Consider the following 24,179-nt stretch of genomic DNA (forward strand, 5'->3'; position numbering starts at 1 on the left):
CTCCGCGCTACGCGCTTCGGTATTCGCCTTCGGAACGGCCGGGCGGCTCATGCGGCCTCCGTCAGGTAGCTTTCCCAGGCGTCCACCGACACGCGCAGTCCGGGTTCGGCCTCGGCGCCCCACAAGTCCACGCCGTCGAAGACCACCGTGTAGAGCCATTGCGGCTGCTCGCCCAGGCCCTGCGCGTGCGTGTCGGCGAACACGTGCATGCCGTGCAGGTGCTCGATGGTGCCGAGCTTGCCTTGCACATAGCCGGGCAGACGCGTGTGGTGCTCGACCTGTTCTGCGCGCGTGCGCACCTTCTGGCCGATGGCGAAGCGAGCGGGTGCAGTCGGGGAGCGTTCGGTTGCGGAGCCCTTGGCCAGGGCGGCGGGCACGTCGGCAGCGTGGAGCACGCGACGGACGGGCACGGGCGCATGCAGCATCCGGCCGGCGGCGATCTCGTCGGGCAGGACTTGCGAACGCTCGGCCATGAGCTTCTCGAGCGCTTCGAGCCAGATCTGGTAGTAGCTCAGCCGCGCGTAGGCCGGCAGGGTTTCGCGTGCGCTGCGGCTGGCGTCGATGTTCCAGGAGCCGGTGGCGCCCATCGCGAGCGTCAGGGCCAGCGCGCGCGGCTCCCAGCCGGCATGGAAAAGCTCGTCCTCGGGCTCGGGCACGATCGCGCCGGCCACCTCGCGTCCGCCGAGATCGGCATGCGTGGTGTACGTCATGGTGCGGTCTCGGGACTGCGGGCCAGGCCGGTGCCGATCATCGAATCGCGCGTCACCAGATCGGCCAGTGCCTCTTCGCTCCAGTCTTCGGTGCCGGCCGGCCGTTGCGGAATGACCAGGTAGCGCACCTCGGCCGTCGAGTCCCACACGCGGATCGCGGTGGTGGCGGACAGCTTCACGCCGAACTCGGCCAGCACGCCGCGCGGATCTTTCACCGCGCGCGATCGGTAGGGCGCGCTCTTGTACCAGGTGGGCGGCAGGCCCAGCACCGGCCAGGGGTAGCAGCTGCACAGCGTGCAGACCACCATGTGGTGCTGCGTGTCGGTGTTGGCCACTGCGGCCATGTGCTCGCCCTGGCGGCCGGTGTAGCCCAGCGAGGCGATCGCCGCGGTGGCGTCCTTCAGCAGCCAGTCGCGAAAGGCGGGGTCGGTCCAGGCCTTCGCAACGACGCGGGCACCGTTGCGCGGACCGATCTTCGTCTGGTAGGTATCGATGAGCACGTCGAGCGCGGCCGGGTCGATGTAGCCCTTCTGCGTCAACACGGTTTCGAGTGCGCGCACGCGCAGGTCCATCTCGCTGAGTTCACTGTGGTCGTGGTCGTGGTCGTGTGCCATGCGCGGATGCTAGCGCGAAGGGCAAACCCTGAGGGGCGTTGCCGTGGCGTCCTTCCAGAATCGTCGCTCCACTGGAGACCCTTTCATGCCGCAAGCCTCTTTGTCCCGCCGCGCCTTCAACCTGTGGTCCGCTGCGGCTGCGGCCTCGGTCGCGGCGCCTTCTTTCGCGCAGGCCACCTGGCCGAACAAGCCGATCCGCATCATCGTGCCGTACACGCCCGGCGGTTTCACCGACCAGATGGCGCGGCTGGTGCAGCCGGGTCTTTCGGCACGACTGGGCCAGCCCGTGCTGATCGAGAACAAGCCCGGCGCCAACAGCCTGATCGGCGTCGATGCGATCGCGAAAGCGCCGCCCGACGGCAGCACCTTCGGCGTCGTCATCGCGGCCTATGCGGCCAACACCACGCTCTACCCGAAGCTGCCCTACGACCCGAAGAAGGACCTGACAGGCGTTTCGCTGATGGGCGTCTCGCCGCTGCTCGCGGCAGTCAACAACGACGCGCCCTTCAAGACGGCGAAGGAGCTGATCGACTATGCGCGCGCGAACCCGGGCAAGGTCAGCTTCGGCTCCTCGGGCAATGGCTCGGCCGCGCACCTGACCAGCGAGCTGTGGAAATCGCTGACCAAGACCTACATGATCCACATCCCGTACCGCGGCGCGGTACCGGCGCTGACCGACCTGATGGGCGGGCAGATCCAGCTCTTTTTCGATGCGCCGACGGGACTCATCAACCAGGGCAAGGCCGGCAAGGTCCGGCTGATCGGGGTGGCCAGCGAGCGCCGCCTGCCCGCGGTGCCGGACGTGCCCACCTTCATCGAACAAGGCTTCGCGGGCTTCACCGGCAGCACCTGGGCCGGCCTGCTGGCGCCGGCGGGCACGCCGCGAGAGATCGTCAAGCGCATGTCGGACGAGGTGGCGCGCATCATCAAGAGCGACGAGACCCGCGCCAGGCTCGATGCGATGGGCACTTTTCCGGCCGGCAGCACGCCCGAGGAGTTCGATGCCTTCATCGATGCGGAGACGGCCAAGTGGGCGCGGGTGATCAGGACTGCGGGCGTGAAGGCCGAGTGATCATCAGGCCCAGCCTGCAACGGCCGCCGCCACCGAGGCCAGCGCCGCATTGCGCGCCGCCGGCGCCGCCGCCGTCTCCGTGAGATAGACCGACAGCAGGATCGGCGCACGCCCCGGCGGCCGCAGGATGGCAATGTCGTTGGTCGTGCCGTTCTGGCCCGAGCCCGTCCTGTCGCCCACCTTCCAGTCCGCCGGAAGCCCGGCGCGGATGCGCTCGTCGCCGGTCTTGTTGCCGTCCAGCCATTGCAGCAACTGCGCACGCGAGGGCTGCGTGAGGATGTCGCCCAAGAGAATCTTTTGCATGCTGCGGCTCATCGCGGCCGGCGTGGTGGTGTCGCGCAGATCGCCGGGCCGGGCCTCGTTGAGCGCCGTTTCGAAGCGGTCGAGCCGTGTCTTCGCATCGCCGATCGAACGCATGAAGGCGGTCAGGCCCTTCGGTCCGCCGAAGCTCTGGAGCAGCAGGTTGGCGGCCGTGTTGTCGCTCAGGGTGAGCGTCGCTTCGCACAGCTGCGCGACTGTCATGCCGGTGCCGTCGGCGTGTTTTTCCGTCACCGGCGAATGGGTGACCAAGTCGCGCGGGCCGTAGACCACGCGACGTTCCAGCCTCTCCTTGCGCTGGTCCACGCGCGCCAGCACGAAGGCGGCGGCCAGGAACTTGAAGGTGCTGCACAGCGGGAAGCGTTCGTCCTCGCGGTGCCCGGCGCGCCGGCCGTTGCCGGTGTCGAGCACGCCGACGCCGAGCCGGCCGCCGCTGGCTTTCTCGATGTCTGCCAGCTGCTTGGAAAGGGCGCTGGCCTCTTCGGCCCGGATGCCGAAGGATGTGGCGGCCAGCGAGACGAAAAGGGTGCTTGTGAATTGCCGTCGATGAATCATGAGTTGCTCCTGAAAGCGAGCGACTTTCGGCCATCCGCGGCGGCGGCACAAACGATAGTATTTGCTGTCTCGCAAAAGAAAATCTTATGGCGCGTACCCATCTTCCACTCAACGCACTGCGCGCCTTCGAATCCTCCGCGCGCCACCTGAGCTTCACGCTCGCTGCCGCCGAGCTGAACGTGACGCAGGCCGCGGTCAGCCAGCAGGTCCGCGGCCTCGAAGCGCGGCTCGGCGCGCCGCTGTTCCGGCGCCTACCGCGCGGGCTCGCGCTCAGCGACGAAGGCCATGCGCTGCTCCCGGTGCTGGCCGATGCCTTCGGGCGCATGGAAGCCGTCGTCCAGCAGTTCGACAACGGCCATTTCTTCGAGGTGCTAACGGTTGGCGTGGTGGGCACCTTCGCGGTGGGCTGGCTGCTGCCGCGGCTGCGCCTGTTCCAGCAGAGCTGTCCCTTCATCGATCTGCGCCTGATGACGCACAACAACGTGGTCGACCTGGCCGGCGAGGGGCTCGATTTCGCAATCCGCTTCGGCGACGGCACCTGGCAGGGGCTGCAGTCCGAGCATCTGCTGGCGGCGCCGCTCGCGGTGCTGTGCACGCCGGCGATCGCGGCGCGCATCGCGCGGCCGCAGGACCTCGCGCACGAGACCCTGCTGCGCTCCTACCGGCCCGACGATTGGCCGGGCTGGTTCGCCGCGGCCGGCGTGGCCTGCCCGGCGATTCGCGGGCCGGTGTTCGATTCATCGCGGCTCATGGTCGAGGCCGCGATGCAGGGCGCCGGCGTGGCGCTGGCGCCGGCCTCGATGTTCGAGCGCGAGCTGGGCGAGGGCCGCCTGGTGCGGCCGCTCGCGACCGAGGTGTTGACGGGAAGCTACTGGCTCACGCGGCTCAGGTCGCGCGCACCGAGCCCGGCGATGGACGCCTTTAGCACCTGGCTGCTCGCGCAGACGGGCTACAACGACGCTTCGAGCATCTCGCGGTAGTCCTCGCGCGTCGCGAGCCGCGGATTGGTCTTGTGGCAGTGGTCGGCCAGCGCGCCATCGATCACCTGCTCGAAGATCGCCGGCGCGACGTCGACCTCGGCCAGGCCCTTGGGCAGTCCGAGGCGCGCGTTCATGTCGCGGATCGCGACGCCGAGATCGCCCGCCGAATCGAGGTTCATGGCCTGCGCCATGCGCTGCAGGCGCTGCTCCTTCTGCACCGATTCGGCGCCCGCGTTGAAGCGGATCACGGCCGGCAGGAAGAGGGCGTTGAGCGTGCCGTGGTGCAGGCGCGGATCGATGCCGCCCAGGCTGTGGCTCAGCGAATGCACGCAGCCCAGCCCCTTCTGGAAGGCCAGCGCGCCCTGCATCGATGCGCTCATCATGTTGAGGCGCGCCTCGCGGTCGCTGCCGTCCTTGGTGGCGCGCTCGATGTAGCGCCAGGCGCGCTGCAATCCGTCGAGGCCGATGCCGTCGGCCGGTGGATTGAAGGCGGCCGACATGAAGGTCTCCATGCAGTGCGCGATGGCGTCCATGCCGGTCGCGGCGGTGAGCTTCGGCGGCAGGCCCAGCGTGAGCTCGGGATCGCAGATCGCGGCCCTGGGCATCAGCGACCAGCTGTGGAAGCCGAGCTTGCGATGGTCGTCGACGATCACGATCGCGCCGCGCGCCACCTCGCTGCCGGTGCCGCTGGTGGTGGGCACCGCGATGATCGGCGCCACGCGCTCGGTGATCTTCGGCGAGCCGCCTTCGATGGTGGCGTAGGTCTTGAGCGGGCCTTCGTGCGTGGCCGCGATCGCGACGCCCTTGGCACAGTCGATGGCCGAGCCGCCGCCGACTGCGATCAGGCCGTCGCAGCGTCCCTCGCGGTACATCGCGGCGGCTGTGCGCACGGCGGCCTCGGTGGGATTGGACGGGGTCTGGTCGAACACGACGACCGGCAGCTCGCCGAGCGCATCGAGCGCTTTCTGCAGCACGCCGGCCGCGCGCACGCCGGCATCGGTGACGACCAGCGGACGCGTGATGCCGATGCGCGCGCATTCGCTGCCGAGCAGCTTGACGGCGCCGAACTCGAACTGGATCTGGGTGAGGTATTGGATGAGGGCCATGGCGTGTGAACGGTACGATGCGGGCCTTCCAATTTAACAAGCGCCGCCTCTCTTGCCCATGAGCCAAACCCTTGCGCCAGCGCTGACCCCGAAAATGGCCGGCGTGGTCGACCGGATGGCGCGCGCGCACCAGCCCCCGTTCCACACCTTGACGCCCGCGGAGGCGAAGGCCGCCTACGAGAAGGGCGCCGGCGTGCTCGAGGTGCCGAAGCCGCAACTCGAACGCGTCGAAGACTTCACGCTGCCTGCGCGCGACGGCCATGCGCTGCCGGCGCGGCTCTATGCGCCCTCGCGCGCCGTGCTGCCGCTGCTGTTGTTCTTCCACGGCGGCGGCTTCACCGTCGGCAGCATTGCGACCCACGACACGCTGTGCCGCGTGCTGAGCCAGAAGAGCGGCTCTGCCGTGATCTCGCTCGACTACCGGCTGGCGCCCGAGCACAAGTTCCCGGCGGCCTCGAACGATGCGTGGGATGCGCTGCAGTTCGTCGCCAGGCAGGCCGGCGAGTTGGGACTCGACGGCACGCGCATCGCGGTCGGCGGCGACAGCGCCGGCGGCACGCTGGCGGCGGTGTGTGCGATCCTCGCACGCGACGCCGGCTTGCCGCTCGCCTTGCAGATGCTTTTCTATCCGGGCACGACTTCGCACCAGGACACGGCTTCGCACCAGCGCTTCGCGGCCGGCCCGCTGCTCGATGAGCCGCTCGTCAGCTGGTTCTTCGCGCAGTACCTGAGCACCCCGGCCGAACGCGAAGACTGGCGCTTTGCGCCGCTCAACGCCGACGACGTGGAGGGCGTCGCGCCGGCGTGGATCGGCCTGGCCGAATGCGACCCTGTCGTCGATGAGGGCATCGCCTATGCCGACAAGCTGCGCGCGGCGGGCGTCGCGGTCGAGCTGGAGATCTACCGCGGCGTGATCCACGAATTCGTCAAAATGGGCCGCGCGATTCCCGAGGCGCTGCAGGCGCATGCCGACGCGGCCCGCGCATTGAAAGAGGCATTGAATCCATGAGCACAGAGAGCCAGCACAAGAAGACCGACTTCCGCTTTTTCCATCGCCTGCGCGTGCGCTGGGCCGAAGTCGACATGCAGAAGATCGTCTTCAACGCGCACTACCTGATGTACTTCGACACCGCCATCGCCGACTATTGGCGCGCGCTGGCGCTGCCCTACGAGGAGGCGATGCATGCGCTCGGCGGCGACCTGTACGTGCGCAAGGCCACCATAGAGTTCAACGCCTCGGCGCGCGTGGACGACATGCTCGATGTCGCGATGAAGTGCGTGCGCGTGGGCAATTCGTCGATCGTGTTCCACGGCGGGCTGTTCCGCGGCGAGGAGCTGCTGGTGAGCTGCGAGTTGGTCTACGTGTTCGCCGATCCGGCCACGCAGACCTCCAAGCCGGTACCGCCGCTGCTGCGCGAAATTTTCACCGCCTACGAGGCCGGTGAAACCGTGCGCGAGGTCGCGACCGGCAGTTGGGCGCAGCTGGGCGAGGGCGCCGGCGCCGTGCGCCGCAGCGTCTTCATCGAGGAGCAGCGCATCCCCAAGGAACTCGAGTGGGACGAGCACGACGAGACCGCCGTGCATGCCGTGGCGCGCAACCGCCTCGGCCAGGTGATCGCGACCGGGCGGCTGATCGCGGACGCCGATGGCCTGAGCCGCATCGGCCGCATGGCCGTGCACCGCACGCTGCGCGGCGGCGGCCACGGCGCGGCGGTGCTGCGCGCGCTCGAAGCCGCAGCCAAGGCGCGCGGCGACCGCGAGGTGGCGCTGCATGCACAGCGCAGCGCGGTCGACTTCTACACACGGCTCGGCTATCTGCCGCACGGCGAGCCCTTCGAGGAAGCAGCCATCGCGCACATCGAGATGCGGCGCAAGCTCTAGTAGCCAACTGCCGGGAATACCCCGTGGCAGGGGTGCGATTCCCCACCCAATATTCCGCTTCCTTTGATTCGAGGAGTCGGCAATGGCCAATTTCGTTCTGGTTCACGGTGCCTGGCACGGCGGCTGGTGCTATCGCGAGACGGCGCAGGCCTTGCGCGCAGCCGGGCACACGGTGTTCACGCCCACCCACACCGGCGTCGGCGAGCGCTTTCACCAGTCGGCGGAAAACGTCACGCTCGAGACGCACATCCGCGACGTCTGCGGCTGCATCGAGTGGGAAGAGCTGCAGGACGTGATCCTGGTCGGCCACTCGTACGGCGGCATGGTCATCACCGGCGTAGCCGACCGCATGAGCGACAAGGTGCGTTCGCTGGTCTACCTCGATGCCTTCGTGCCGGAGAACGGCGACTCGCTCAACGGCCTGCTGTCGAAGGCGCTGGCGCCCGAAGTCGCTGCGCAATTCCTGAGCGCTTTTCGCGGCACGGCGCTGTCCGGCAACTGCGGGCTGATGCAGCCGATTCCGGCCGAAGTGTTCAACGTCCTGCAGGCCAACCGCGCCCGCGTCGATCGCCTGTGCCGGCCGCAGGCGCTGGCGACCTTCGAGATGCCGCTGCTGCTCACCGGGGCCTCGGACACGATCGCGAGCCGCCTCTACATCCTGGCCGACAGCTGGGATCCGAGTCCGTTCCGCTACTTCGCGGGCAAGGTCGAGGGCGCCGCCGGCTGGCGTGTCCTGAAGATGCAGTGCAGCCACGACGTGATGGTCGACATGCCGAACGAGCTCGCCGCGGAGCTGCTGAAACTGGCCTGAAAGCGCGCGCAAGAGGGGTGGTAGTCTTGCCGCCCCATGAATCTCCGCACCAAGATCGTTGCGCTCGCCGTCGCGCCGCTTCTGGTCGCGCTGGTGCTGGTGGCGCTCGCGGTGCGCCATCAGGAGCGCGACCTGGCGCAGCGTGAGCGCGCCCTGATCGAGCTGACCTATATGGCGCAGCGGCGCAGCGAATTGCGCAGCTATGTCGAACTGGCCGTCAGCACCGTGCGGCCGCTCTACGACGCCGGGCTGGACGACGAGGCGACGCGCACCGAGGCCCTGCGCCGGCTCGCCGCGCTCGACTACGGCGACGACGGTTACTTCTTCGTCTACGACCTGCAGGGGCGCTCGCTCATGCACTCGCGCCAGCCCGACCTGGTCGGTCGGAATCTCTGGGAGCTGCGCGATTCGCAGGGGCGCTTCACGATCCAGGACCTGCTCGCGCGGGCCCGCGAAGGCGGCGGCTACGTCGAGTACCAGTGGCGCAAGCCCTCGAGCGCGCAGACCGCGCCCAAGCTCGGCTACGTGACGGTGCTGCCGCGCTGGAACTGGATGGTGGGAACCGGCCTGTACCTCGACGACATCGAGGCGACGAAGCAGGCTCTGGACCGGCAGGTGAGCCTCAACGTGACCACCACCATGCTGTGGATCGCCGGCATCGCCGCACTGTGCCTGGGCGTGGTGAGCGCTGCCGGCCTGCTGCTGAACCTGAGCGAGCACCGCGTCGCCGAAGCCAAGCTGCGGCTCCTGGCGCGCCAGGTCGTGCAGTCGCAGGAAGAAGAGCGCGGCCATCTCGCGCGCGAGCTGCACGACGGCACCAGCCAGACGCTGGTGTCGGCCAAGCTCCTGATCGAGTCGGCCGTCGATACGCTGGAGCGCGCGCAGCAGAACGCGCCGCCTGCGCTCGGCAAGGCGCTGCAGCGGCTCAACGAGTCGCTCGCCGAAGTGCGGCGCATCTCGCATCGGCTGCGGCCGGCCTTGCTCGATACGCTGGGGCTGCCGGCCGCGCTCGAGCGGCTCGCCGCCGAGTTCGACGACGAGGGCGCAGTCGATGCTGCGGTCGCCTTCGAGGGCTTGCCGCGCGAGCTGCCGGAGGACGTGAAGACCGCGTTGTTCCGCGTGACGCAAGAAGCCTTGACCAACGTGCGCAAGCATGCGCGGGCGCGGCAGGTGCGTATCGCGCTCGATTTCGCGGAAGATCGCGTGCGGCTCGAGGTGGCCGACGACGGCGTCGGCTTCGACGTGGAGGCCATGCAGCTGGACCCGAAGCTCGGCATCGGGCTGCGCAACATGCGCGAGCGCGTCGCCTCCATCGGTGGCCGGCTCGAAATGCGATCCGGCGACGGCGGAACGACCGTCGCGGCCGATGTGCCGGTGCACAGCCTGGAGGCCGCATGACGACCAAGTCATCCGCCGTTCGCTTGTTTCTCGTCGACGACCATCCGCTGGTGCGCGACGGACTGCGCGCGCGCCTCGATCCGCTGCCGGACATCGAGATCGTCGGCGAAGCCGGCAGTGCCGCCGAAGCCTTGACGCTGATCGAGCGCCTGCAGCCGGACCTGGTGCTGGCCGATGTCGGCATGAAGGACATGAACGGCATCGAGCTCGCGGCCTTGCTGCAGCAAAGGCAGCCCGCCGTGCGCGTCGTGATGCTCAGCATGTACGACAACCCCGAGTACGTGCAGCAGGCCCTGCAGGCCGGCGCGCGCGGCTACGTGCTCAAGGATGCGCCGGCGGCCGAGATCGTTGCCGCCATCGATGCGGTGTCGGCCGGCGGCACTTTCCTGAGCCCGGCGGTCTCGCAGCGGCTGTTCCGCAACCAGGCGCCCAAGCCGCTGCTCACGCCGCGCGAGAGCGAGATCCTCTCGGCGCTGGGCCGCGGCGAGTCGAGCAAGCAGATCGCGCGCGAGCTGGGCCTGAGCGTGCGCACGGTCGAGGCGCATCGGCAGAGCATCAAGCGCCGGCTCGGGATCGAGGGCCAAGCCGAGCTCATCAAGTACGCCGTCGAGCACGCTCGGATCAAATAGCTCTCCCCCAGGCTTGCCCACTTCGTGTGGCCGCCAACCCCCTCGCCGGGGGCGATACCAGCGGCCCGGCGAAGCCGGTTCCGCGGTATCCCTGGGATAGGGGTTTCCCATTACGCAATGCCACGCGGGCGATCCGCGCGGTGTGACGGATGCCGGCGCGGCCATGGCTCGCCAAACTCCCGGGGGTTCAAATCAAGGAGACATCCGCATGCACAGCATCCGCCGCCACCTGGTGTGGCTCGTCGTGGCCGTGATCGGCGCATTCGCACTGGGGACGGTGGCGTTGGCCCGCGGCGAGGCGATCAGCGCCTTGTGGGTCGTGATCGCCGCCATCTGCACCTACCTGATCGCGTACCGCTACTACAGCCTCTTCATCGCCGACCGCGTGCTCGGGCTGGACGGCAATCGCAAGACGCCCGCGCATCGCCACAACGACGGCCTCGACTACGTGCCGACCGACAAGAACGTGCTGTTCGGCCACCACTTCGCGGCCATCGCCGGAGCCGGTCCGCTGGTCGGGCCTGTGCTCGCGGCGCAGATGGGCTACCTGCCGGGCCTGCTGTGGATCCTGGCCGGCGTGGTGTTCGCCGGCGCGGTGCAGGACTTCATCGTGCTCTTCATATCGACGCGGCGCGACGGCCGCTCGCTCGGCGACCTGATCAAGCAGGAGATGGGCACGGTGCCCGGCCTGATCGCGCTGTTCGGCACCTTCATGATCATGATCATCATCCTCGCGGTGCTGGCGCTGATCGTGGTCAAGGCGCTGGCCGAATCGCCGTGGGGCACCTTCACTGTGGCGGCCACGATTCCGGTCGCGGTGTTCATGGGCGTGTACCTGCGCTACATCCGGCCGGGCCGCATCGGCGAAATCTCAGTGATCGGCTTCGTGCTCCTGATGCTCGCGATCTTCGGCGGCCAGGCGGTGGCGCAGAGCCCGACCTGGGGGCCGATGTTCACCTTCGACGGCAAGGCGCTGACCTGGATGCTGATCGGCTACGGCTTCATCGCCGCCAGCCTGCCGGTGTGGCTGCTGCTGGCGCCGCGCGACTACCTCTCGACCTTTCTGAAGATCGGCACCATCGTCGCGCTGGCGATCGGCATCGTGTTCGTCGCACCGACGCTGCAGATGCCTGCCATCACGCAGTTCGCGCAGGGCAACGGCCCGGTCTGGTCGGGCAGCCTGTTCCCGTTCCTCTTCATCACCATCGCCTGCGGCGCGGTGTCGGGCTTTCATGCGCTGATCTCCTCGGGCACCACGCCGAAGATGCTCGACAACGAGCGCCATGCGCGCTTCATCGGTTACGGCGGCATGCTGGCCGAATCCTTCGTTGCGGTGATGGCGCTGGTGGCGGCCGCCTGCATCGAGCCGGGCATCTACTTCGCGATGAACAGCCCGGCGGCGCTGGTCGGCAGCACGCCGGCGGCGGTGGCGCAGACGATCTCGAGCTGGGGCTTCGTGATCACGCCCGAGATGCTGGTCCAGACCGCCAAGGACGTGGGCGAGAGCACCATTCTCGGGCGCGCCGGCGGCGCGCCGACGCTGGCGGTGGGCATGGCGCACATCCTGCACCAGGCCATCGGCGGGCCGGCCATGATGGCCTTCTGGTACCACTTCGCGATCCTGTTCGAGGCGCTATTCATCCTCACCGCGGTCGATGCGGGCACGCGTGCCGGCCGCTTCATGCTGCAGGACCTGCTGGGCAGCTTCGTGCCGGCATTGAAGCGCACCGACTCGATGGCCGCCAACCTGATCGCGACCTTTCTCTGCGTCGGCGCCTGGGGCTACTTCCTCTACCAGGGCGTGGTCGACCCGCTGGGCGGCATCAACACGCTGTGGCCGCTGTTCGGCATTTCCAACCAGATGCTGGCCGCGGTGGCGCTGATGCTGGGCGTCGTGGTGCTGTTCCGCATGAAGCGCGAGCGCTATGCCTGGGTCGCGATCCTGCCGGCGGCCTGGCTGCTGGTGTGCACCCTGACCGCGGGCTGGCAGAAGATCTTCTCGTCGGACCCCAAGGTCGGCTTCCTGTCCCATGCCGCGAAGTACGCCGACGGGCTGGCGCAGGGCGTGCTGATCGCGCCGGCGAAAACGCCCGAGGCCATGGCGCGCATCGTCTTCAACGACCGGCTGGACGCCGGGCTGTGCGCGCTCTTCATCTTCGTGGTGCTGAGCGTGCTGTTCTACAGCGTGCGTGCCTGCCTTGCGGCGCGCGCGGCCCACAAGCCGACCGCGCGCGAGACGCCCTTCGAGCCGCTGGCGCCGGCGGCGGCTTCATGAGAACGGCGGGCGCCGCCTTGCCGGAAGCGGGGCGCTACCTCGCGCGCTCGCTCGGCGCCACGCTGCGCCTGATGGTGGGCCTGCCGGACTACGACGCTTACCTGAGCCACATGGAACGCACGCATCCCGAACAGGCGCCGATGAGCTACGAAGCCTTCTTCCGCGAGCGGCAGCAGGCCCGCTACGGCAGCGGCAAGGGCCGCTGCTGCTGACGAGGCCTCAGATGTCTTCGAGCAACGGGTAGGGTAGGGGCTCGACCGTGAGCGCTGCCCCGTCGGGTGCGCCGGCGCGCAGGCCGCCCGCATCGAGCGCCGCGATCTGGATCGAGATCAGCGCGGCCCATCCGCCGCCGGGCGCCGGCGCTGCCTGCGCCACGGTGCCGACCGGCTGCTCCGGGTCGTTGGCGGCAAAGACCTCCTGGCCGGCAGTGACCGGCGCATCGGCCTGCACGAGGTAGGTGCGCCGCTTCAGCGTGCCGCGGAACTGGCTGCGCGCCACCACTTCCTGGCCCGGGTAGCAGCCCTTCTTGAAGTTCACGCCGCCGACCGATTCATAGTTGAGCATCTGCGGCACGAAGGCTTCGACGATCGGCGTGCTCAGCGTCACGATGCCGCTGCGCACCTCGCTCCATTGCCACAGCGCGGGGTCGAGGGCAGGACCCGCGGGCGCGGCACTGCCGGCCGGCGCGATCCAGAATGCACGCGGAATGCCGTCGGATGGATAGAGCGAAACCACATTGGCGTCGCCGATCTGGCTGCAACGGCCCGGCACCGCGCCGGCATCGACGCCATTGGCGGTCAGCGCGGTCCCGGCCAGGCCGTAGAGCGCGAACTCCTCACTGGCATCGCTGAGCTTGACCTTGGCGCGCAGCACGAACATCGAGAGCCGCTTCAGCGTGACGGCAAGGATGTCGCGGCTCACGACCAGCAGCACGCGTTCGGGCTCGGGCCGGATGCCGATGAAGCTCGCGATCATGCGGCCCTTGGCCGTGCAGAGCGCGGCCAGGCGCGCTTCGGAAGCGCCGAGCAGCGCGAAGTCCTGGGTCAGCTGGCCATTGAGGAAGTTGGCGGCTTCGGGGCCCTCGGCGCGAATCACGCCGAGGTGGGAGAGGGCTGTTACGCCATTCAGAACGACTGAGGTCATCGCTGAATTATCATGGTCGCCCCCGTCCCGTTCAGTCCGCAGGGCTACCGCGTCTCTTCCCATCCGTCTCTTCCATCGGACCCGTGCGCCGCTTCTTCCTCACCCTCTTTCTTCTCGCCGCGTTCGTCGTGCTCGGCGCCGGCGCGGCGGGGCTGTGGTGGGTGCAGCAGCCGTTGAAGCTGCCTGCGCCCACGGTCGATCTCTCCGTCGAGCCCGGCACCACGCCGCGCGGCATTGCCCAGGCGGTGGCCGACACGGGCACGGACGTGTCGCCGCAACTTCTCTATTGGTGGTTCCGCTTCTCGGGCCAGGATCGGCAGATCCGCGCCGGCAGCTACGAACTGGAACGCGGCATCACGCCGCGCACGCTGCTCAACGTCCTGGTGCGCGGCGAGGAGGCCACGCGCAGCCTGGTGTTGGTCGAGGGCTGGAACTTCCGTCAGGTGCGCAGCGCGCTGGCCAAGGCCGAGCAGCTGAAGCCCGAGACCTTCGGCCTGTCGGACGAGGAACTGATGGCGAGGCTCGGCAAGCCGGGCCTGCACCCCGAGGGCCGCTTCTTCCCCGACACCTACACCTACTCCAAGGGCTCCACCGACATCGCGCTGCTGCAGCGGGCGATGCGGGCCATGGATAAGAAGCTCGATGCCGCTTGGGCCGCACGGGCCTCCGATGTTCCGCTCAAATCTGCAGATGAGGCGCTTATTCTGGCCAGCATTGTCGAGAAGGAGACAGGAAAGGCCCAGGACCGGGCCCAGATCTCGGCCGTGTTCGCCAACCGCCTGCGCGTTGGCATGCCGTTGCAGACCGACCCGACCGTGATCTACGGCTTGGGTACGCGCTTCGACGGCAACCTGCGCAAGAAGGATCTGCAGGCCGATACGCCCTGGAACACCTACACGCGACCCGGCCTGCCGCCCACCCCGATCGCGATGCCGGGCAAGGCAGCGCTGCTTGCGGCGGTGCAACCGGCTCAGGACAAGTCGCTGTACTTCGTTTCCAAGGGCGACGGCTCGAGCCATTTCAGCAGCTCGCTCGAAGAGCACAACCGCGCGGTGAACCGCTATCAGCGGAGCAAGCAATGAAGGGTTTGTTCCTGACGCTCGAAGGCATCGACGGCGCCGGCAAGTCGAGCCACATCGATGCGCTCGAAGCCTTGTTCACGGCCCGGGGCCGGCAGGTCACGCGCACGCGCGAGCCCGGCGGGACGCCGATCGCCGAAACGCTGCGCACGATGATCCTCACCCAGCCGATGGATCCGCTGACCGAGTCGCTGCTGGTGTTCGCGGCGCGGCGCGACCATGTCGTGCGCGTGATCGAGCCTGCGCTCTCGCGCGGCGAGATCGTGCTGTGCGACCGCTTTACCGACGCCACCTTCGCCTATCAGGGCGCAGGGCGCGGCTTCGACACCGCACTCCTGGCGACGCTCGAACGCTGGGTGCAGGGCCAGCCTGGCGATGGCGCACTGCTGCAGCCCGACGTCACGCTGTGGTTCGACCTGGCGCCCGAGCTGGCGGCCGAGCGGCTGGCCGGCGCACGGCTGCCGGACAAGTTCGAATCGCAGCCGGTCGAGTTCTTCCGCCGCGTTGCCGCGGGCTACGCGCAGCGCGCAGCCGCTGCACCGCGCTTCGTGCGCATCGATGCAGGCCAGTCGCGCGACCAGGTCTGGCAGCAGATCGAGGCGGCGCTGGCCGGCCGCGGCTTGGTGGCTGGATTGCCATGAGCGCGCCGGCGCTGTCGCCCTGGCTGCAGCGGCCGCTGGCCGAGCTGCTGCGCCAGCGCGGCCATGCTTGGCTGCTGCAGGGCCCGTCGGGCCTGGGCCAATACGAGCTCGGCCTGGCACTGGCCGCCGCCTGGCTCTGCGAGCAGCGGGATGCAGCCAAGGGGGAGGGCGCCTGCGGCCACTGCGCCAGCTGCCACGCGATTTCCGTGCGCACCCATGCCGACCTCTGCGTGCTGATGCCAGAGGTGGCGATGCAGGAACTCGGCTGGCCGCTCGACGAAAAAAGCCAGGCCGACATCGACGACAAGAAACGCAAGCCCAGCCGCGAAATCCGTGTCGAGGCGATGCGCGATGCGGTCGGCTTCGCCCAGCGCACCAGCGCGCGCGGGCGCGGCAAGGCGGTGCTGGTCTATCCGGCCGAGCGCATGAACACGATCACGGCCAACGCCTTGCTGAAGACCCTCGAAGAGCCGGTCGGCGACGTGCGCTTCGTGCTGGCGAGCGAGGCCGCCTGGCAGCTGCTGCCCACCATCCGCAGCCGCTGCCTCGGCTTCACCTTGCCCTGGCCCGCAGACGACGAGGCGCGCAATTGGCTGGTGGAGCAGGGCGTGCCCGCCGGCGACGCAGCCGCCCTGCTGCGCGCTGCCGGCGGCCGGCCCAGCGATGCGCTGCGGCTCGCCGCCGCAGGCCAGTCGCCCAAGGCCTGGGGATTGCTGCCCAAGGCCATGCTGCGCGGCGACATCGCCGCGCTGGCCGACCATGCGCCGGCCCAGGCCATCAGCGCGCTGCAGAAGCTGTGTCACGACCTCATGGCTACGGGCAGCGGCGCCGCGCCAAGGTTCTTCGAGGCCGTCGACCTGCCGGCCGTGCCGCCGAAAGTCGTGCTGGCCCGGTGGTCGAAATCGCTCGCAAATGCTGCAAAAACCGCAGAACACCCGTTCAATGCGGGCCTGATGCTCGAGGCGCTTGTGAGCGAAGCGCGAAGCACCCTAAACTCGGCAGGCCGCCGCCCATGAATACACCTGCAACTCCCACCCCCTCCGCACCTTCCAGGCCCAGCGTCATCCAGCTGGCCATCAAGGAAAAAGGCGCGCTCTACGCGGCGTACATCCCGCTGTTCGCCGAAGGCGGCATCTTCATTCCGACCTCGCGCGAGTACCGTCTGGGCGACGACGTCTACGTGCTGCTCACGCTGCCTGAAGATCCGCAGCGCTATCCGGTGGCCGGCAAGGTGGCCTGGATCACCCCGGCCCGCGCCGCCGGCAACCGGGCGCCGGGGGTTGGCATCCGCTTTCCGTCCGATGACAAGTCGCGCCAGCTCAAGGCGCGCATCGAAGAGGCGCTCGGCAGCACCATGGCCTCCGACCGGCCGACCCAGACCATTTGAGTCCCATCTCCGTGACGCGGACCGCAGGCGCTGCGGTTGCACCGCCGTTTCTTGAAGTTCCGCGATGTTCACAGATTCCCACTGCCACCTTACTTTCCCCGAGTTCGCCGGCCAGATGCCGCAGATCCGCGACGCCATGGCGGCCGCGGGTGTGGATCGCGCGCTCTGCATCTGCACCACACTGGAAGAATTTGCCGAGGTGCAGGCGCTGGCGGCGCGTTATGACAACTTTTGGGCCAGCGTTGGCGTGCATCCGGACAACGAGGACATCGCCGAGCCTTCGGTGGAAGACCTGGTGCAGCGTTCCGCACTGCCCAAGGTGGTGGCCATCGGCGAGACCGGCCTCGACTACTACCAGATGGAAGAACGCAAGGGCGGGCGCAGCATCGCCGACATGGAATGGCAGCGCGACCGCTTCCGCGTACACATCCGCGCAGCGCAGCAGGTGCGCAAACCACTCGTTATCCACACGCGCGAAGCCTCGGCCGACACGCTGGCGATCCTGAAGGAGGAGGGCGAGGACGGCAGGCCCCAGGCCGCGGGCGGCGTTTTCCACTGCTTCACCGAGACCGCCGAGGTCGCACGCGCCGCGCTCGACCTGGGCTTCTACATCTCTTTCTCGGGCATCCTGACCTTCAAGAAGGCGCAGGATCTGCGCGACGTCGCGGCTTTCGTGCCGCTCGACCGCATGCTGATCGAGACCGACAGCCCCTATCTCGCGCCCGTGCCTTATCGCGGCAAGACCAACAACCCGTCGTACGTGCCCTTCGTGGCGCAGCAGATCGCCGAGTTGCGCCAGTTGCCGGTGGAAGCCGTCGCGCGAGCCACCAGTGACAACTTCGAAACGCTTTTTACCGCCGTAAAAGCATGAGAAATCACATTAGAAAACTGTTATATCTATCTGTTTTTGTTGTTTCTTTTTCTGCTAGCGCCGGGTCCTTCGACGATTTCTTTCGGGCCGTTCGCAGCGACAACGCAGGGACCATCAAGGAGCTGCTGAGCCGCGGCTTCGACCCCAACACGCGCGACGAGCACGGCCAGACAGGCTTGCTGATCGCGCTGCGGGAGCCGTCGCCGAAAGTGATCCAGGTACTGCTGGATTCGCCCCAGACCAATGTGGAGCTGCGCAACGACAAGGACGAAAGTCCCTTGATGATGGCCGCGCTCAAGGGCCAGCAGGATCTGGTGACCCAGCTGATCGCGCGCGATGCCGACGTCAACAAGCCGGGCTGGGCGCCGCTGCACTACGCGGCGACCAGCGGCCACGTGGCCATCATGAAGCAGTTGCTCGACAACCATGCCTTCATCGATGCGCAATCGCCCAACGGCACCACGCCGCTGATGATGGCGGCGATGTACGGCTCGACCGCGGCCGTGCAGTTGCTGCTGGACGAAGGCGCCGACACGCAGATGAAGAACGAACAAGGCCTGACGGCGATCGATTTCGCTCAGCGGGCCAATCGGTCGGATGCGGTCCGGCTGCTGGGCACGGCCGTCCGGGCCAAGAGGCCCGGCGACGGCAAGTGGTGACGGGCCCGGGCCGGGTCTTCCCACATACTTCGTGAATACAATGTATATTATGTTAAATCAATGAAACAGAAGACCTCGACGTAGGCTCCCTACCGTCGATCGCTTCCGGCGAACCGCCTGGCCGACATGGAATTTGGATGACGCTGCGCCGGTTTCGGATGAAGCATCGTCTGAACCCGTTGATCAGCAAACGAGGTCTTGCCATGTCGAAGCACTCGAAATCCAAACAGGCGCTGCGCTATCTCGGAGCACAAGCGGCGATTGCCCTCGGCGTCATGGGCATGCACCCGGTTGTCGCGGCGGAGCCCATCTTCAAATGCGGCAAGACCTACACCAACGTGCCGCCCAGCGCGCGCCCGGCGCAGGCTCGATCCGATGCCTGCGTACTGGTCGACACCGCAAATCAGCCCAGGGGAAAGACCACGAACATTGCGGTCGACGGATCCAGGCAGATCACCGTGCCTGTCGGTCAGGACGGCCGGTTCTGGGTTCCAGGTACTGTCAATGGCTTTCCCGTGCGCTTCGTGATCGACAAGGCTGCCACAGTCAGTGCCGGCGTCGCGGTGACCGAGGACTTCGCCGCACGGGCCAACCTGATCGGAGGCTCCCCCGCCCACATGCAGGCGGCCGGAGCCGTCACGGATGCGCGCCGCATCGAGCGCGTGCCCATGACCTTCGGGCCGTTCAGCGTGCCGCAGGCCACCGTGGTCGTGGGCTCCCTGGGACGCAAATCGACGGACGCCCTCCTCGGCCAGGAACTGCTCTCGCTTTTCGACGTCACTGCAAACGACCGTGAACTGACGATCGTCGGCAGATAGGACGACTGCAAGTCCACTGTTTAGGGGGACATGATGGCAACCCAGAGGCCAGCACCATTGATCGAGAAAGACCTTGCCGAGCAGCGCAAGCAGTTGGCAAACATCGAGAGGGCCACCAAAGGCCTTTCCCCGGAGACCAAAGAAAACAGTTCTGCTCCGACCAAAGCGGCCGGGGACAAAAAGCTCATTGAAGCAAAGATTGCAGAACTCGAAGCCGAGTTGAAATCCTTGGGCGACCCGGCTCCCTGAGCGGCCGATCGGTGCAAGCCGGTTCGCGAAGATGATGCATCGCCACGGATGCGCGCATGGAACGTGCGTTCGCGGGCTTGTGCGGTGTAGGCTTGCACTCGCGCATTGTTTGCATCCATCGTGAAGAAGACCCTCCTCCTCATTGTTTCGCACGCTCTCGTGGCGGCCCTGGCCTTCGGCGCGGGCATCTATGCCCTGCCCATCCTCACGGCGCCGCCCGCGCCTGCGCAGGCCGAGGTCACGGCATTGGCGGCGCAAGCGCAGTTCACCGGCCAGTTCAGGCGCGACCTGACGGACAGCGATGCCCTGCACTGGGGTGAAGGAACGGTGGCAGTGAGCCGCAGCGCGGTGTCGCTGCAAGGAAGGATCGCGCCCGGGCCCGACTACAAGCTCTACCTCGCACCGGAGTTCGTGCAGACCGAGGCCGACTTCCTGCGGCTGAAGGCGAAGATGCTGCGCGTGGGCGACGTGAAGACCTTCGAGAACTTCATCGTGCCGATGCCGGCATCGGCCGATCCGGCGGCCTACAACACAGTCATTGTCTGGTGCGAATCATTCGGCCAGTTCATTACGGCCGCCCGGTACCGATGATGCGGAAGCAGCAAGTTGGCACTTTGGGGGTCGCGGCGACTCCTTGTCTTAGACTGCGAAGCGGGCGAAACAAGGCTGACCATTGATTCCTGAAGACGTGCGACGGTTTGTGCTGACGAGCATTCCATCGGTCCCCTTCTTGGAGGCACTGCTGATCTTCCACGGCAAGCCCGACGCGAGTCTCAGCGTGCCAGAAATCGCTCGGGCGCTGTATTTGCAGCCGCCGACTGCTGCTGATTTGTTGAAGGAACTGTGTCTGGCAGGCTTGCTGACGGTTTGCGAGCCTCGCAACGATGCGTACCGCTACGCGCCGATCGACGCCAATCTGGCGAGGCTTGTCGATCGCCTGGCATCGGCATATTCCGATGATTTGATCGGTATCACGAACCTGATCCATGGCGCCAGCCGCAAGGCAGCACAAAGCTTTGCTGACGCATTCAAGATCCGAAAAGGCTAGGACATATGGACAAGTTGATCTATGGGTTGTGCGCGTTCACCGCGCTCTCGTGCGCCGCATTGCTGTTGCGCAGCTACTCAAGAGGGCGCGTTCGACTGCTCTTGTGGAGTGGCCTGTGCTTCGTCGGGCTGACGGCGAACAACATCCTGCTGATCTTGGACAAGCTCTTGTTCACTGCAATCGACATGTCTATCTGGCGGCTGAGCCTGGCGCTCGTGGCAGTGCTGCTGCTGCTCGTGGGCCTGGTCCTGGAAAATCATTCCTGACGAAAATCCAGAGATGCATCAGTTTCTTCTCGGCGGGATTGCCGTCGCATCCTTCACCGCCGCTTTGTTCTTTCTGCGCTACTGGATGAGCACACGGGACAGATTCTTCCTGCTCTTCGCGGCGTCCTTCCTCATCGAGGCCGCGAGCCGGTCCCATATGGCGATCACGTCCACATGGAATGAGGAGGAATTGCCACTGCACTACATGGTCCGCCTGTTGGCCTATGGCCTGATCTTGCTGGCTATCTGGGACAAGAACAGGCCGGGGAGCTCGTAGGACCCCGCGCGCGGTGCGTACGAACGGGTTTCATGTCGTTGTCCCCTGCTTACTGGCCGGTTTCCGGCTCGCCGAGCGCCCGCATCACGCTGCTCGACAGAGCTTCGAACCCGTCCTCCACGAAGTCGTAGTCCATGTTCGGATGCGGGTGCGGCGGTCCTTCGGGTCCCCATTCGTCGGGCCGCCTCACGAAAGCGGTTCGATAGCCCGCCGCGTGGGCGGCATTGAGGTCGAAGTTGTGGCACGCCACCATGAGGATCTCGGAAGGCGAAAGGGCCAGCCATCGCGCCGCCGTTTCATACGCCTCGGCGCGTGGCTTGTAGACGCCGATCATTTCGCACGAGATCACCGCATCCCAGGTCAGGCCGTTCCTGCGCGAAACATCGATCACCAACGACGTGGGCAGCATCGTGAACGATACGACGGGCAGGACCTCGCGCAAGGCCGCCATGGCAGCGGGAAAGTCCGGCCAGGCATCCAGTTCGTGCCAAGCGCGCCAGATGTCGTGTCGCTGCGCCGGTGTCAGTGCCTGCAGACCGAAATGGGTCAATGACTCGTCGAGGGTCAGGCGATGTACATCGTCCATGTTGAAGGTCGGCCGGTCGAGTCCGACGATCGCGGCCATGGTGCGCCTGCGCCAGTCGTTGGCAACGGCATGCCAATCGGCTTGGGCATCCTCTCGGTCAGCGACCCGGCGGAGAGCTCGCACGATTCCGCTGTGCCAATCGAGCACTGTCCCCCCGGTATCGAAGGTGATGGCGCGAAGTTTCATGTTGTACGCGCCCCATTTTGTACGTCGAATCCGGCAAGCACCAGGGGGTCCGACGAGCCCTTGGAGTTGCCCGGCGATGCCTGGCCAGCTGCCCGACAGCTTGGCTGTCTTCACCGTCGAAGCACCCGAAGGACGATGTCGTTGATGACTACATCGACCTGGCTTTGGCTCCTGCCGCGCGCCTGACTGGAATCCGAGGCCACCACAACCACCAGGCGCAAGCTTGGATTGACGTAGATTCGTTGACCATCGTCTGCTCCTGCCATGTACGGGCCCGGGAGCCTGGAAGAATGCGCGACCCACCATGAATAGCCGTACGCCCAATGCACAGGCGGCCCACCACTGCTCTGCTTCCTCGTCGCCGCCTCGACATACTGGGCCGGCACCAGTGTGGTTCCGTTCCAGGAGCCCTGCTGAAGATACAGCTGGCCGAGCTTCGCCATATCCCGCGTCGTGAGTTGCAGCCCGCTGTAGCCGAGCTCGCTTCCGCCGGGTCGATCGATTCGCCACAGATAGCGCTCGATTCGAAGCGGCTCGAAAAGCTGCTTCTGCGCGAACTGAGAAACGCTTTCTCCGGTTGCGCTGACCACTACTCGCGCCGCCAGGTGCGCCGTTCCCGGATTGAAGTCGAACTTCCTCCCGGGGTCGCTGACCAGCGGCCGCCGGAGCGCGAAGTCGACCGGGAACGCCCACCTTCCGACCTGCTTGACATCCGGGTCGAATCCGGCCGTCAGGGTCAGGATGTGCTTAAGGCTCATCGCGCTGACGCGCGAATCGACCCCTTCGCCGAGAGCTTCCGGAAGAAAGTCAGCAACCGGTTGGTCGACGCTCTTGATCAACCCCTTCTGAAGGGCGACGCCCACAAGGGTGGACACCACGCTCATGGTGGCGGAGCGCATGTCGTGCAGCGTGGAGGGACCTAGGCCGTCGCGGTAGTACTCGAAGGCAAGCTTGCCGCTTCGGACGATGACCACGCTGCGGATGGCTTTTTCCTGCGACTTGAGCTTGTCCACGAGTTCGTTCAAGAGCTCGGCGTCGAGCCCTTGCTCGCGCGGGGATGCCAACTGCCACCCGTCTTTGACCTCCTTGCGCGGCTGCGAATGAGCTGTGCCCGCGGCGACCAGGATGAGAACCGCGGTCACCCAGCGCGTGAGCGCCGCGGGTTCCCACGAGCTGTGGCGGTGTTGCCGTGAAATAGCCATGGAAAGCCTCCAAGTTCACGTTGCCCGCGTGGTGCTGAACGCGATGTCTTGCGTCAGCTACCTTCTAGAGGAGAGCAAATGCTGCCACTGCGACCAGCGTTGGAAGCAAGGCGCCTAGAAGCAATCCTCCCGCGCTGATCGTCGCGTCGGAGAAACCTCGCTTCAGAAGCGCCACGCCGGCCGGGTTCGGCGCGTTCGCAATCATGGTCAGGCCGCCCCCGGCGACGGCACCGGCGACGAGGCTGTACTTCGCCTCCTCGGAGATTCCCGTGATGAGGGATCCCAGGTAGGTCAACGCGGCGTTGTCGGTCACCGCAGTCAGCGCGGTTGCTCCGAAGAAGAGCACCCCGGGCGACATGCTCGAGACGACGGGCTGCAGCCACCACTGCTGCATGCCGCCGAGCACCACCAGCCCGGCAAGGAAGAATGCAACCAGCAAGGCTTCCTTGATGATGTGCGGGCTCTGGTAGCGCTCGTAGGCCTGCGTGAAGCCGAGGAACATCAGGAACAGTCCCAGAAAGGCGACCGGATGGTGCGCCACCGCCACGACGCCAGCCAAAAACGCCAAGTGCACGACGACTATCGCCACAGGCGCCCTTTCTTCAGCCGGCTGGTCGGCCTGGGCAGCAGCCGGATGAAGGTGCGTACGAAGCACCACCGTGGCGACGGTGGCATTCACCAGGACGGCCAGTGCTGCCTTCCATCCGAACGTGACCAGCATGAAGTGCGAGTCCCAATTCCAGGTAGAGGCGACCATGAGGACGGGTGGCGCTGCGAAAGACGTCAGCGTGCCACCGATGGACACGTTCACGAACAGCACCCCCAGTGCCAGGTATTTCGCCCGTTCCGGAACGTCCGGTCTGAAGGCTTGCGGAGCGAGCATCAGCGCAGCGATCGTCATCGCGGCAGGCTCCGTGATGGCGGATCCCAGCAGCGGAACCGCGGCCAGCCCGAGCCAGGCTGTTGTCAGCGATGTGCGCATCGGCAGCCTGCGCGCAATCAGGTCGACGGAGCTCATGACGGTCTGCAGGATAGGCCTTGATGCCGCGACCACCATCACCACGAAGACGAACAGCGGCTCGGTGTACTGCCGTGACTCCGCGTAGGCCAATGCTTGATCGCCGCCGCTGACGAAAGCCATCGCCAGGACCAGGACGATCGCCCAGAACCCGAAGACGACTTCGACCTCGCCCAGGAGGTGAAAGAGCCCGGCGTGACGGGGGAAGCGGTGCGACAGCCTCTCGAACTGCTTGGCTGCGAAGGTGTGGACAAGTGCGATTGCAAAAAGAGCAGCGGCAATCAGCTCAATCGTGTGTTGAGGCATCGGGTTTCAAACGCAGAAAACCTGCGTGGCGGCCCGACCATCGCAAAAACCTGTCCCACCAAAGCGGTGTGGACACCCGTGGACAGTTTAACTA

29 protein-coding genes are annotated in these 24,179 nt (G+C 66.9%); 21 read left to right on the forward strand and 8 right to left on the reverse strand.

Annotated elements, in window-relative coordinates:
- Window positions 1-47: 47 nt before the first annotated feature.
- Window positions 48-710, reverse strand: coding sequence for a nitrile hydratase subunit beta (nthB, locus tag EJI01_RS01265; protein WP_126835297.1), 663 nt, complete (start codon window positions 708-710; stop codon window positions 48-50).
- Window positions 707-1,324: a nitrile hydratase subunit alpha gene (nthA, locus tag EJI01_RS01270; RefSeq protein ID WP_126835298.1), complete on the reverse strand. Its 618-nt coding sequence runs from the start codon at window positions 1,322-1,324 to the stop codon at window positions 707-709. Before nthA ends, nthB begins: the two co-directional genes overlap by 4 nt.
- 85 nt (window positions 1,325-1,409) lie before the next feature.
- On the opposite strand from nthA, the gene EJI01_RS01275 reads away from it, so the two are divergent.
- Window positions 1,410-2,396: a tripartite tricarboxylate transporter substrate binding protein gene (locus EJI01_RS01275; RefSeq protein ID WP_126835299.1), complete on the forward strand. Its 987-nt coding sequence runs from the start codon at window positions 1,410-1,412 to the stop codon at window positions 2,394-2,396.
- A 3-nt stretch (window positions 2,397-2,399) separates the two neighbouring features.
- On the opposite strand, the gene bla is transcribed toward EJI01_RS01275, so the two are convergent.
- Complete coding sequence (gene bla / locus EJI01_RS01280) at window positions 2,400-3,269, reverse strand: class A beta-lactamase (RefSeq protein WP_126835300.1); 870 nt, start codon at window positions 3,267-3,269, stop codon at window positions 2,400-2,402.
- An 86-nt stretch (window positions 3,270-3,355) separates the two neighbouring features.
- On the opposite strand from bla, the gene EJI01_RS01285 reads away from it, so the two are divergent.
- Complete coding sequence (locus EJI01_RS01285; RefSeq protein ID WP_126835301.1) at window positions 3,356-4,249, forward strand: LysR family transcriptional regulator; 894 nt, start codon at window positions 3,356-3,358, stop codon at window positions 4,247-4,249.
- On the opposite strand, the gene EJI01_RS01290 is transcribed toward EJI01_RS01285, so the two are convergent.
- Window positions 4,219-5,355, reverse strand: a complete 1,137-nt coding sequence (locus tag EJI01_RS01290; protein ID WP_126835302.1) for an iron-containing alcohol dehydrogenase — start codon at window positions 5,353-5,355, stop codon at window positions 4,219-4,221. The two genes, EJI01_RS01285 and EJI01_RS01290, sit on opposite strands and share 31 nt — an antisense overlap.
- 58 nt (window positions 5,356-5,413) lie before the next feature.
- On the opposite strand from EJI01_RS01290, the gene EJI01_RS01295 reads away from it, so the two are divergent.
- The 7 genes from EJI01_RS01295 (at window position 5,414) to EJI01_RS01325 (ending at window position 12,561) form a co-directional block, all read left to right on the forward strand.
- Complete coding sequence (locus EJI01_RS01295; RefSeq protein ID WP_126835303.1) at window positions 5,414-6,364, forward strand: alpha/beta hydrolase; 951 nt, start codon at window positions 5,414-5,416, stop codon at window positions 6,362-6,364.
- Complete coding sequence (locus EJI01_RS01300) at window positions 6,361-7,236, forward strand: YbgC/FadM family acyl-CoA thioesterase (RefSeq protein ID WP_126835304.1); 876 nt, start codon at window positions 6,361-6,363, stop codon at window positions 7,234-7,236. The genes EJI01_RS01295 and EJI01_RS01300 overlap by 4 nt, the downstream gene beginning before the upstream one ends.
- An 82-nt stretch (window positions 7,237-7,318) precedes the next feature.
- The gene (locus EJI01_RS01305) at window positions 7,319-8,047 is read left to right on the forward strand and encodes an alpha/beta fold hydrolase (RefSeq protein WP_126835305.1); all 729 of its coding nucleotides are present in this window, start codon (window positions 7,319-7,321) and stop codon (window positions 8,045-8,047) included.
- A 36-nt stretch (window positions 8,048-8,083) separates the two neighbouring features.
- Window positions 8,084-9,445, forward strand: coding sequence for a cache domain-containing protein (locus EJI01_RS01310; protein ID WP_126835306.1), 1,362 nt, complete (start codon window positions 8,084-8,086; stop codon window positions 9,443-9,445).
- On the forward strand, window positions 9,442-10,074 hold the full coding sequence (locus EJI01_RS01315; protein WP_126835307.1) for a response regulator transcription factor: 633 nt from the start codon (window positions 9,442-9,444) through the stop codon (window positions 10,072-10,074). The genes EJI01_RS01310 and EJI01_RS01315 overlap by 4 nt, the downstream gene beginning before the upstream one ends.
- A gap of 208 nt (window positions 10,075-10,282) precedes the next feature.
- Entirely contained in the window at window positions 10,283-12,349 is a 2,067-nt protein-coding gene (locus tag EJI01_RS01320) for a carbon starvation CstA family protein (RefSeq protein ID WP_126835308.1), read from the forward strand.
- Window positions 12,346-12,561 (forward strand): YbdD/YjiX family protein, encoded by a 216-nt coding sequence (locus tag EJI01_RS01325; RefSeq protein ID WP_126835309.1) that lies wholly within the window; start codon window positions 12,346-12,348, stop codon window positions 12,559-12,561. Before EJI01_RS01320 ends, EJI01_RS01325 begins: the two co-directional genes overlap by 4 nt.
- Before the next feature lie 7 nt (window positions 12,562-12,568).
- Here the strand turns inward: EJI01_RS01325 and EJI01_RS01330 are convergent, their stop codons facing one another.
- Window positions 12,569-13,492, reverse strand: a complete 924-nt coding sequence (locus tag EJI01_RS01330; RefSeq protein WP_126835310.1) for a YgfZ/GcvT domain-containing protein — start codon at window positions 13,490-13,492, stop codon at window positions 12,569-12,571.
- An 83-nt stretch (window positions 13,493-13,575) separates the two neighbouring features.
- Between EJI01_RS01330 and mltG the strand changes: the two genes are divergently transcribed.
- The 12 genes from mltG to EJI01_RS01390 all read left to right on the forward strand — a co-directional run bounded on the left by mltG (window position 13,576) and on the right by EJI01_RS01390 (window position 20,787).
- A complete protein-coding gene (mltG, locus tag EJI01_RS01335) occupies window positions 13,576-14,574 on the forward strand; it encodes an endolytic transglycosylase MltG (protein WP_126835311.1) in 999 nt (332 codons plus the stop codon).
- Window positions 14,571-15,212: a dTMP kinase gene (gene tmk / locus EJI01_RS01340; protein ID WP_126835312.1), complete on the forward strand. Its 642-nt coding sequence runs from the start codon at window positions 14,571-14,573 to the stop codon at window positions 15,210-15,212. The genes mltG and tmk overlap by 4 nt, the downstream gene beginning before the upstream one ends.
- Window positions 15,209-16,228 carry a DNA polymerase III subunit delta' gene (locus EJI01_RS01345; RefSeq protein WP_126835313.1) on the forward strand — a complete coding sequence of 340 codons (1,020 nt, stop codon included), beginning with the start codon at window positions 15,209-15,211 and terminating at the stop codon, window positions 16,226-16,228. The genes tmk and EJI01_RS01345 overlap by 4 nt, the downstream gene beginning before the upstream one ends.
- Complete coding sequence (locus tag EJI01_RS01350) at window positions 16,225-16,599, forward strand: PilZ domain-containing protein (RefSeq protein ID WP_126835314.1); 375 nt, start codon at window positions 16,225-16,227, stop codon at window positions 16,597-16,599. Before EJI01_RS01345 ends, EJI01_RS01350 begins: the two co-directional genes overlap by 4 nt.
- A 64-nt stretch (window positions 16,600-16,663) precedes the next feature.
- The gene (locus EJI01_RS01355) at window positions 16,664-17,470 is read left to right on the forward strand and encodes a TatD family hydrolase (RefSeq protein WP_126835315.1); all 807 of its coding nucleotides are present in this window, start codon (window positions 16,664-16,666) and stop codon (window positions 17,468-17,470) included.
- On the forward strand, window positions 17,467-18,129 hold the full coding sequence (locus EJI01_RS01360; protein ID WP_126835316.1) for an ankyrin repeat domain-containing protein: 663 nt from the start codon (window positions 17,467-17,469) through the stop codon (window positions 18,127-18,129). The genes EJI01_RS01355 and EJI01_RS01360 overlap by 4 nt, the downstream gene beginning before the upstream one ends.
- A gap of 137 nt (window positions 18,130-18,266) precedes the next feature.
- Window positions 18,267-18,947: a TIGR02281 family clan AA aspartic protease gene (locus EJI01_RS01365; RefSeq protein ID WP_126835317.1), complete on the forward strand. Its 681-nt coding sequence runs from the start codon at window positions 18,267-18,269 to the stop codon at window positions 18,945-18,947.
- 57 nt (window positions 18,948-19,004) lie between these two features.
- Window positions 19,005-19,196: a hypothetical protein gene (locus EJI01_RS01370; RefSeq protein ID WP_221885624.1), complete on the forward strand. Its 192-nt coding sequence runs from the start codon at window positions 19,005-19,007 to the stop codon at window positions 19,194-19,196.
- Between the two features lie 120 nt (window positions 19,197-19,316).
- Window positions 19,317-19,787 (forward strand): DM13 domain-containing protein, encoded by a 471-nt coding sequence (locus tag EJI01_RS01375; protein WP_221885625.1) that lies wholly within the window; start codon window positions 19,317-19,319, stop codon window positions 19,785-19,787.
- Window positions 19,788-19,869: 82 nt separating this feature from the next.
- Complete coding sequence (locus EJI01_RS01380) at window positions 19,870-20,244, forward strand: MarR family transcriptional regulator (protein WP_126835319.1); 375 nt, start codon at window positions 19,870-19,872, stop codon at window positions 20,242-20,244.
- Between the two features lie 5 nt (window positions 20,245-20,249).
- Window positions 20,250-20,510, forward strand: a complete 261-nt coding sequence (locus EJI01_RS01385) for a DUF5985 family protein (RefSeq protein WP_126835320.1) — start codon at window positions 20,250-20,252, stop codon at window positions 20,508-20,510.
- A gap of 13 nt (window positions 20,511-20,523) precedes the next feature.
- Window positions 20,524-20,787, forward strand: coding sequence for a DUF5985 family protein (locus EJI01_RS01390; protein ID WP_126835321.1), 264 nt, complete (start codon window positions 20,524-20,526; stop codon window positions 20,785-20,787).
- Window positions 20,788-20,836: 49 nt separating this feature from the next.
- Here EJI01_RS01390 and EJI01_RS01395 read toward each other — a convergent pair whose 3' ends face one another.
- The 3 genes from EJI01_RS01395 to EJI01_RS01405 all read right to left on the reverse strand — a co-directional run bounded on the left by EJI01_RS01395 (window position 20,837) and on the right by EJI01_RS01405 (window position 24,085).
- Entirely contained in the window at window positions 20,837-21,559 is a 723-nt protein-coding gene (locus EJI01_RS01395; protein ID WP_126835322.1) for a haloacid dehalogenase type II, read from the reverse strand.
- 110 nt (window positions 21,560-21,669) lie between these two features.
- The gene (locus EJI01_RS01400; RefSeq protein WP_126835323.1) at window positions 21,670-22,761 is read right to left on the reverse strand and encodes a serine hydrolase domain-containing protein; all 1,092 of its coding nucleotides are present in this window, start codon (window positions 22,759-22,761) and stop codon (window positions 21,670-21,672) included.
- A gap of 64 nt (window positions 22,762-22,825) precedes the next feature.
- Window positions 22,826-24,085: a putative Na+/H+ antiporter gene (locus tag EJI01_RS01405; RefSeq protein ID WP_126835324.1), complete on the reverse strand. Its 1,260-nt coding sequence runs from the start codon at window positions 24,083-24,085 to the stop codon at window positions 22,826-22,828.
- Window positions 24,086-24,179 lie beyond the last annotated feature (94 nt).

Origin of the sequence: Variovorax sp. MHTC-1, from assembly GCF_003984645.1 — a bacterium.
In the GTDB taxonomy this organism is placed as follows: domain Bacteria; phylum Pseudomonadota; class Gammaproteobacteria; order Burkholderiales; family Burkholderiaceae_C; genus Variovorax.

Bases quoted from the DNA above. Each gene is read 5' to 3' on its own strand.
- nthB (WP_126835297.1), bottom strand. From the start codon at position 710: ATGACGTACACCACGCATGCCGATCTCGGCGGACGCGAGGTGGCCGGC.
- nthA (WP_126835298.1), bottom strand. From the start codon at position 1,324: ATGGCACACGACCACGACCACGACCACAGTGAACTCAGCGAGATGGAC.
- EJI01_RS01275 (WP_126835299.1), top strand. From the start codon at position 1,410: ATGCCGCAAGCCTCTTTGTCCCGCCGCGCCTTCAACCTGTGGTCCGCT.
- bla (WP_126835300.1), bottom strand. From the start codon at position 3,269: ATGATTCATCGACGGCAATTCACAAGCACCCTTTTCGTCTCGCTGGCC.
- EJI01_RS01285 (WP_126835301.1), top strand. From the start codon at position 3,356: ATGGCGCGTACCCATCTTCCACTCAACGCACTGCGCGCCTTCGAATCC.
- EJI01_RS01290 (WP_126835302.1), bottom strand. From the start codon at position 5,355: ATGGCCCTCATCCAATACCTCACCCAGATCCAGTTCGAGTTCGGCGCC.
- EJI01_RS01295 (WP_126835303.1), top strand. From the start codon at position 5,414: ATGAGCCAAACCCTTGCGCCAGCGCTGACCCCGAAAATGGCCGGCGTG.
- EJI01_RS01300 (WP_126835304.1), top strand. From the start codon at position 6,361: ATGAGCACAGAGAGCCAGCACAAGAAGACCGACTTCCGCTTTTTCCAT.
- EJI01_RS01305 (WP_126835305.1), top strand. From the start codon at position 7,319: ATGGCCAATTTCGTTCTGGTTCACGGTGCCTGGCACGGCGGCTGGTGC.
- EJI01_RS01310 (WP_126835306.1), top strand. From the start codon at position 8,084: ATGAATCTCCGCACCAAGATCGTTGCGCTCGCCGTCGCGCCGCTTCTG.
- EJI01_RS01315 (WP_126835307.1), top strand. From the start codon at position 9,442: ATGACGACCAAGTCATCCGCCGTTCGCTTGTTTCTCGTCGACGACCAT.
- EJI01_RS01320 (WP_126835308.1), top strand. From the start codon at position 10,283: ATGCACAGCATCCGCCGCCACCTGGTGTGGCTCGTCGTGGCCGTGATC.
- EJI01_RS01325 (WP_126835309.1), top strand. From the start codon at position 12,346: ATGAGAACGGCGGGCGCCGCCTTGCCGGAAGCGGGGCGCTACCTCGCG.
- EJI01_RS01330 (WP_126835310.1), bottom strand. From the start codon at position 13,492: ATGACCTCAGTCGTTCTGAATGGCGTAACAGCCCTCTCCCACCTCGGC.
- tmk (WP_126835312.1), top strand. From the start codon at position 14,571: ATGAAGGGTTTGTTCCTGACGCTCGAAGGCATCGACGGCGCCGGCAAG.
- EJI01_RS01345 (WP_126835313.1), top strand. From the start codon at position 15,209: ATGAGCGCGCCGGCGCTGTCGCCCTGGCTGCAGCGGCCGCTGGCCGAG.
- EJI01_RS01350 (WP_126835314.1), top strand. From the start codon at position 16,225: ATGAATACACCTGCAACTCCCACCCCCTCCGCACCTTCCAGGCCCAGC.
- EJI01_RS01355 (WP_126835315.1), top strand. From the start codon at position 16,664: ATGTTCACAGATTCCCACTGCCACCTTACTTTCCCCGAGTTCGCCGGC.
- EJI01_RS01360 (WP_126835316.1), top strand. From the start codon at position 17,467: ATGAGAAATCACATTAGAAAACTGTTATATCTATCTGTTTTTGTTGTT.
- EJI01_RS01365 (WP_126835317.1), top strand. From the start codon at position 18,267: ATGACGCTGCGCCGGTTTCGGATGAAGCATCGTCTGAACCCGTTGATC.
- EJI01_RS01385 (WP_126835320.1), top strand. From the start codon at position 20,250: ATGGACAAGTTGATCTATGGGTTGTGCGCGTTCACCGCGCTCTCGTGC.
- EJI01_RS01390 (WP_126835321.1), top strand. From the start codon at position 20,524: ATGCATCAGTTTCTTCTCGGCGGGATTGCCGTCGCATCCTTCACCGCC.
- EJI01_RS01395 (WP_126835322.1), bottom strand. From the start codon at position 21,559: ATGAAACTTCGCGCCATCACCTTCGATACCGGGGGGACAGTGCTCGAT.
- EJI01_RS01400 (WP_126835323.1), bottom strand. From the start codon at position 22,761: ATGGCTATTTCACGGCAACACCGCCACAGCTCGTGGGAACCCGCGGCG.
- EJI01_RS01405 (WP_126835324.1), bottom strand. From the start codon at position 24,085: ATGCCTCAACACACGATTGAGCTGATTGCCGCTGCTCTTTTTGCAATC.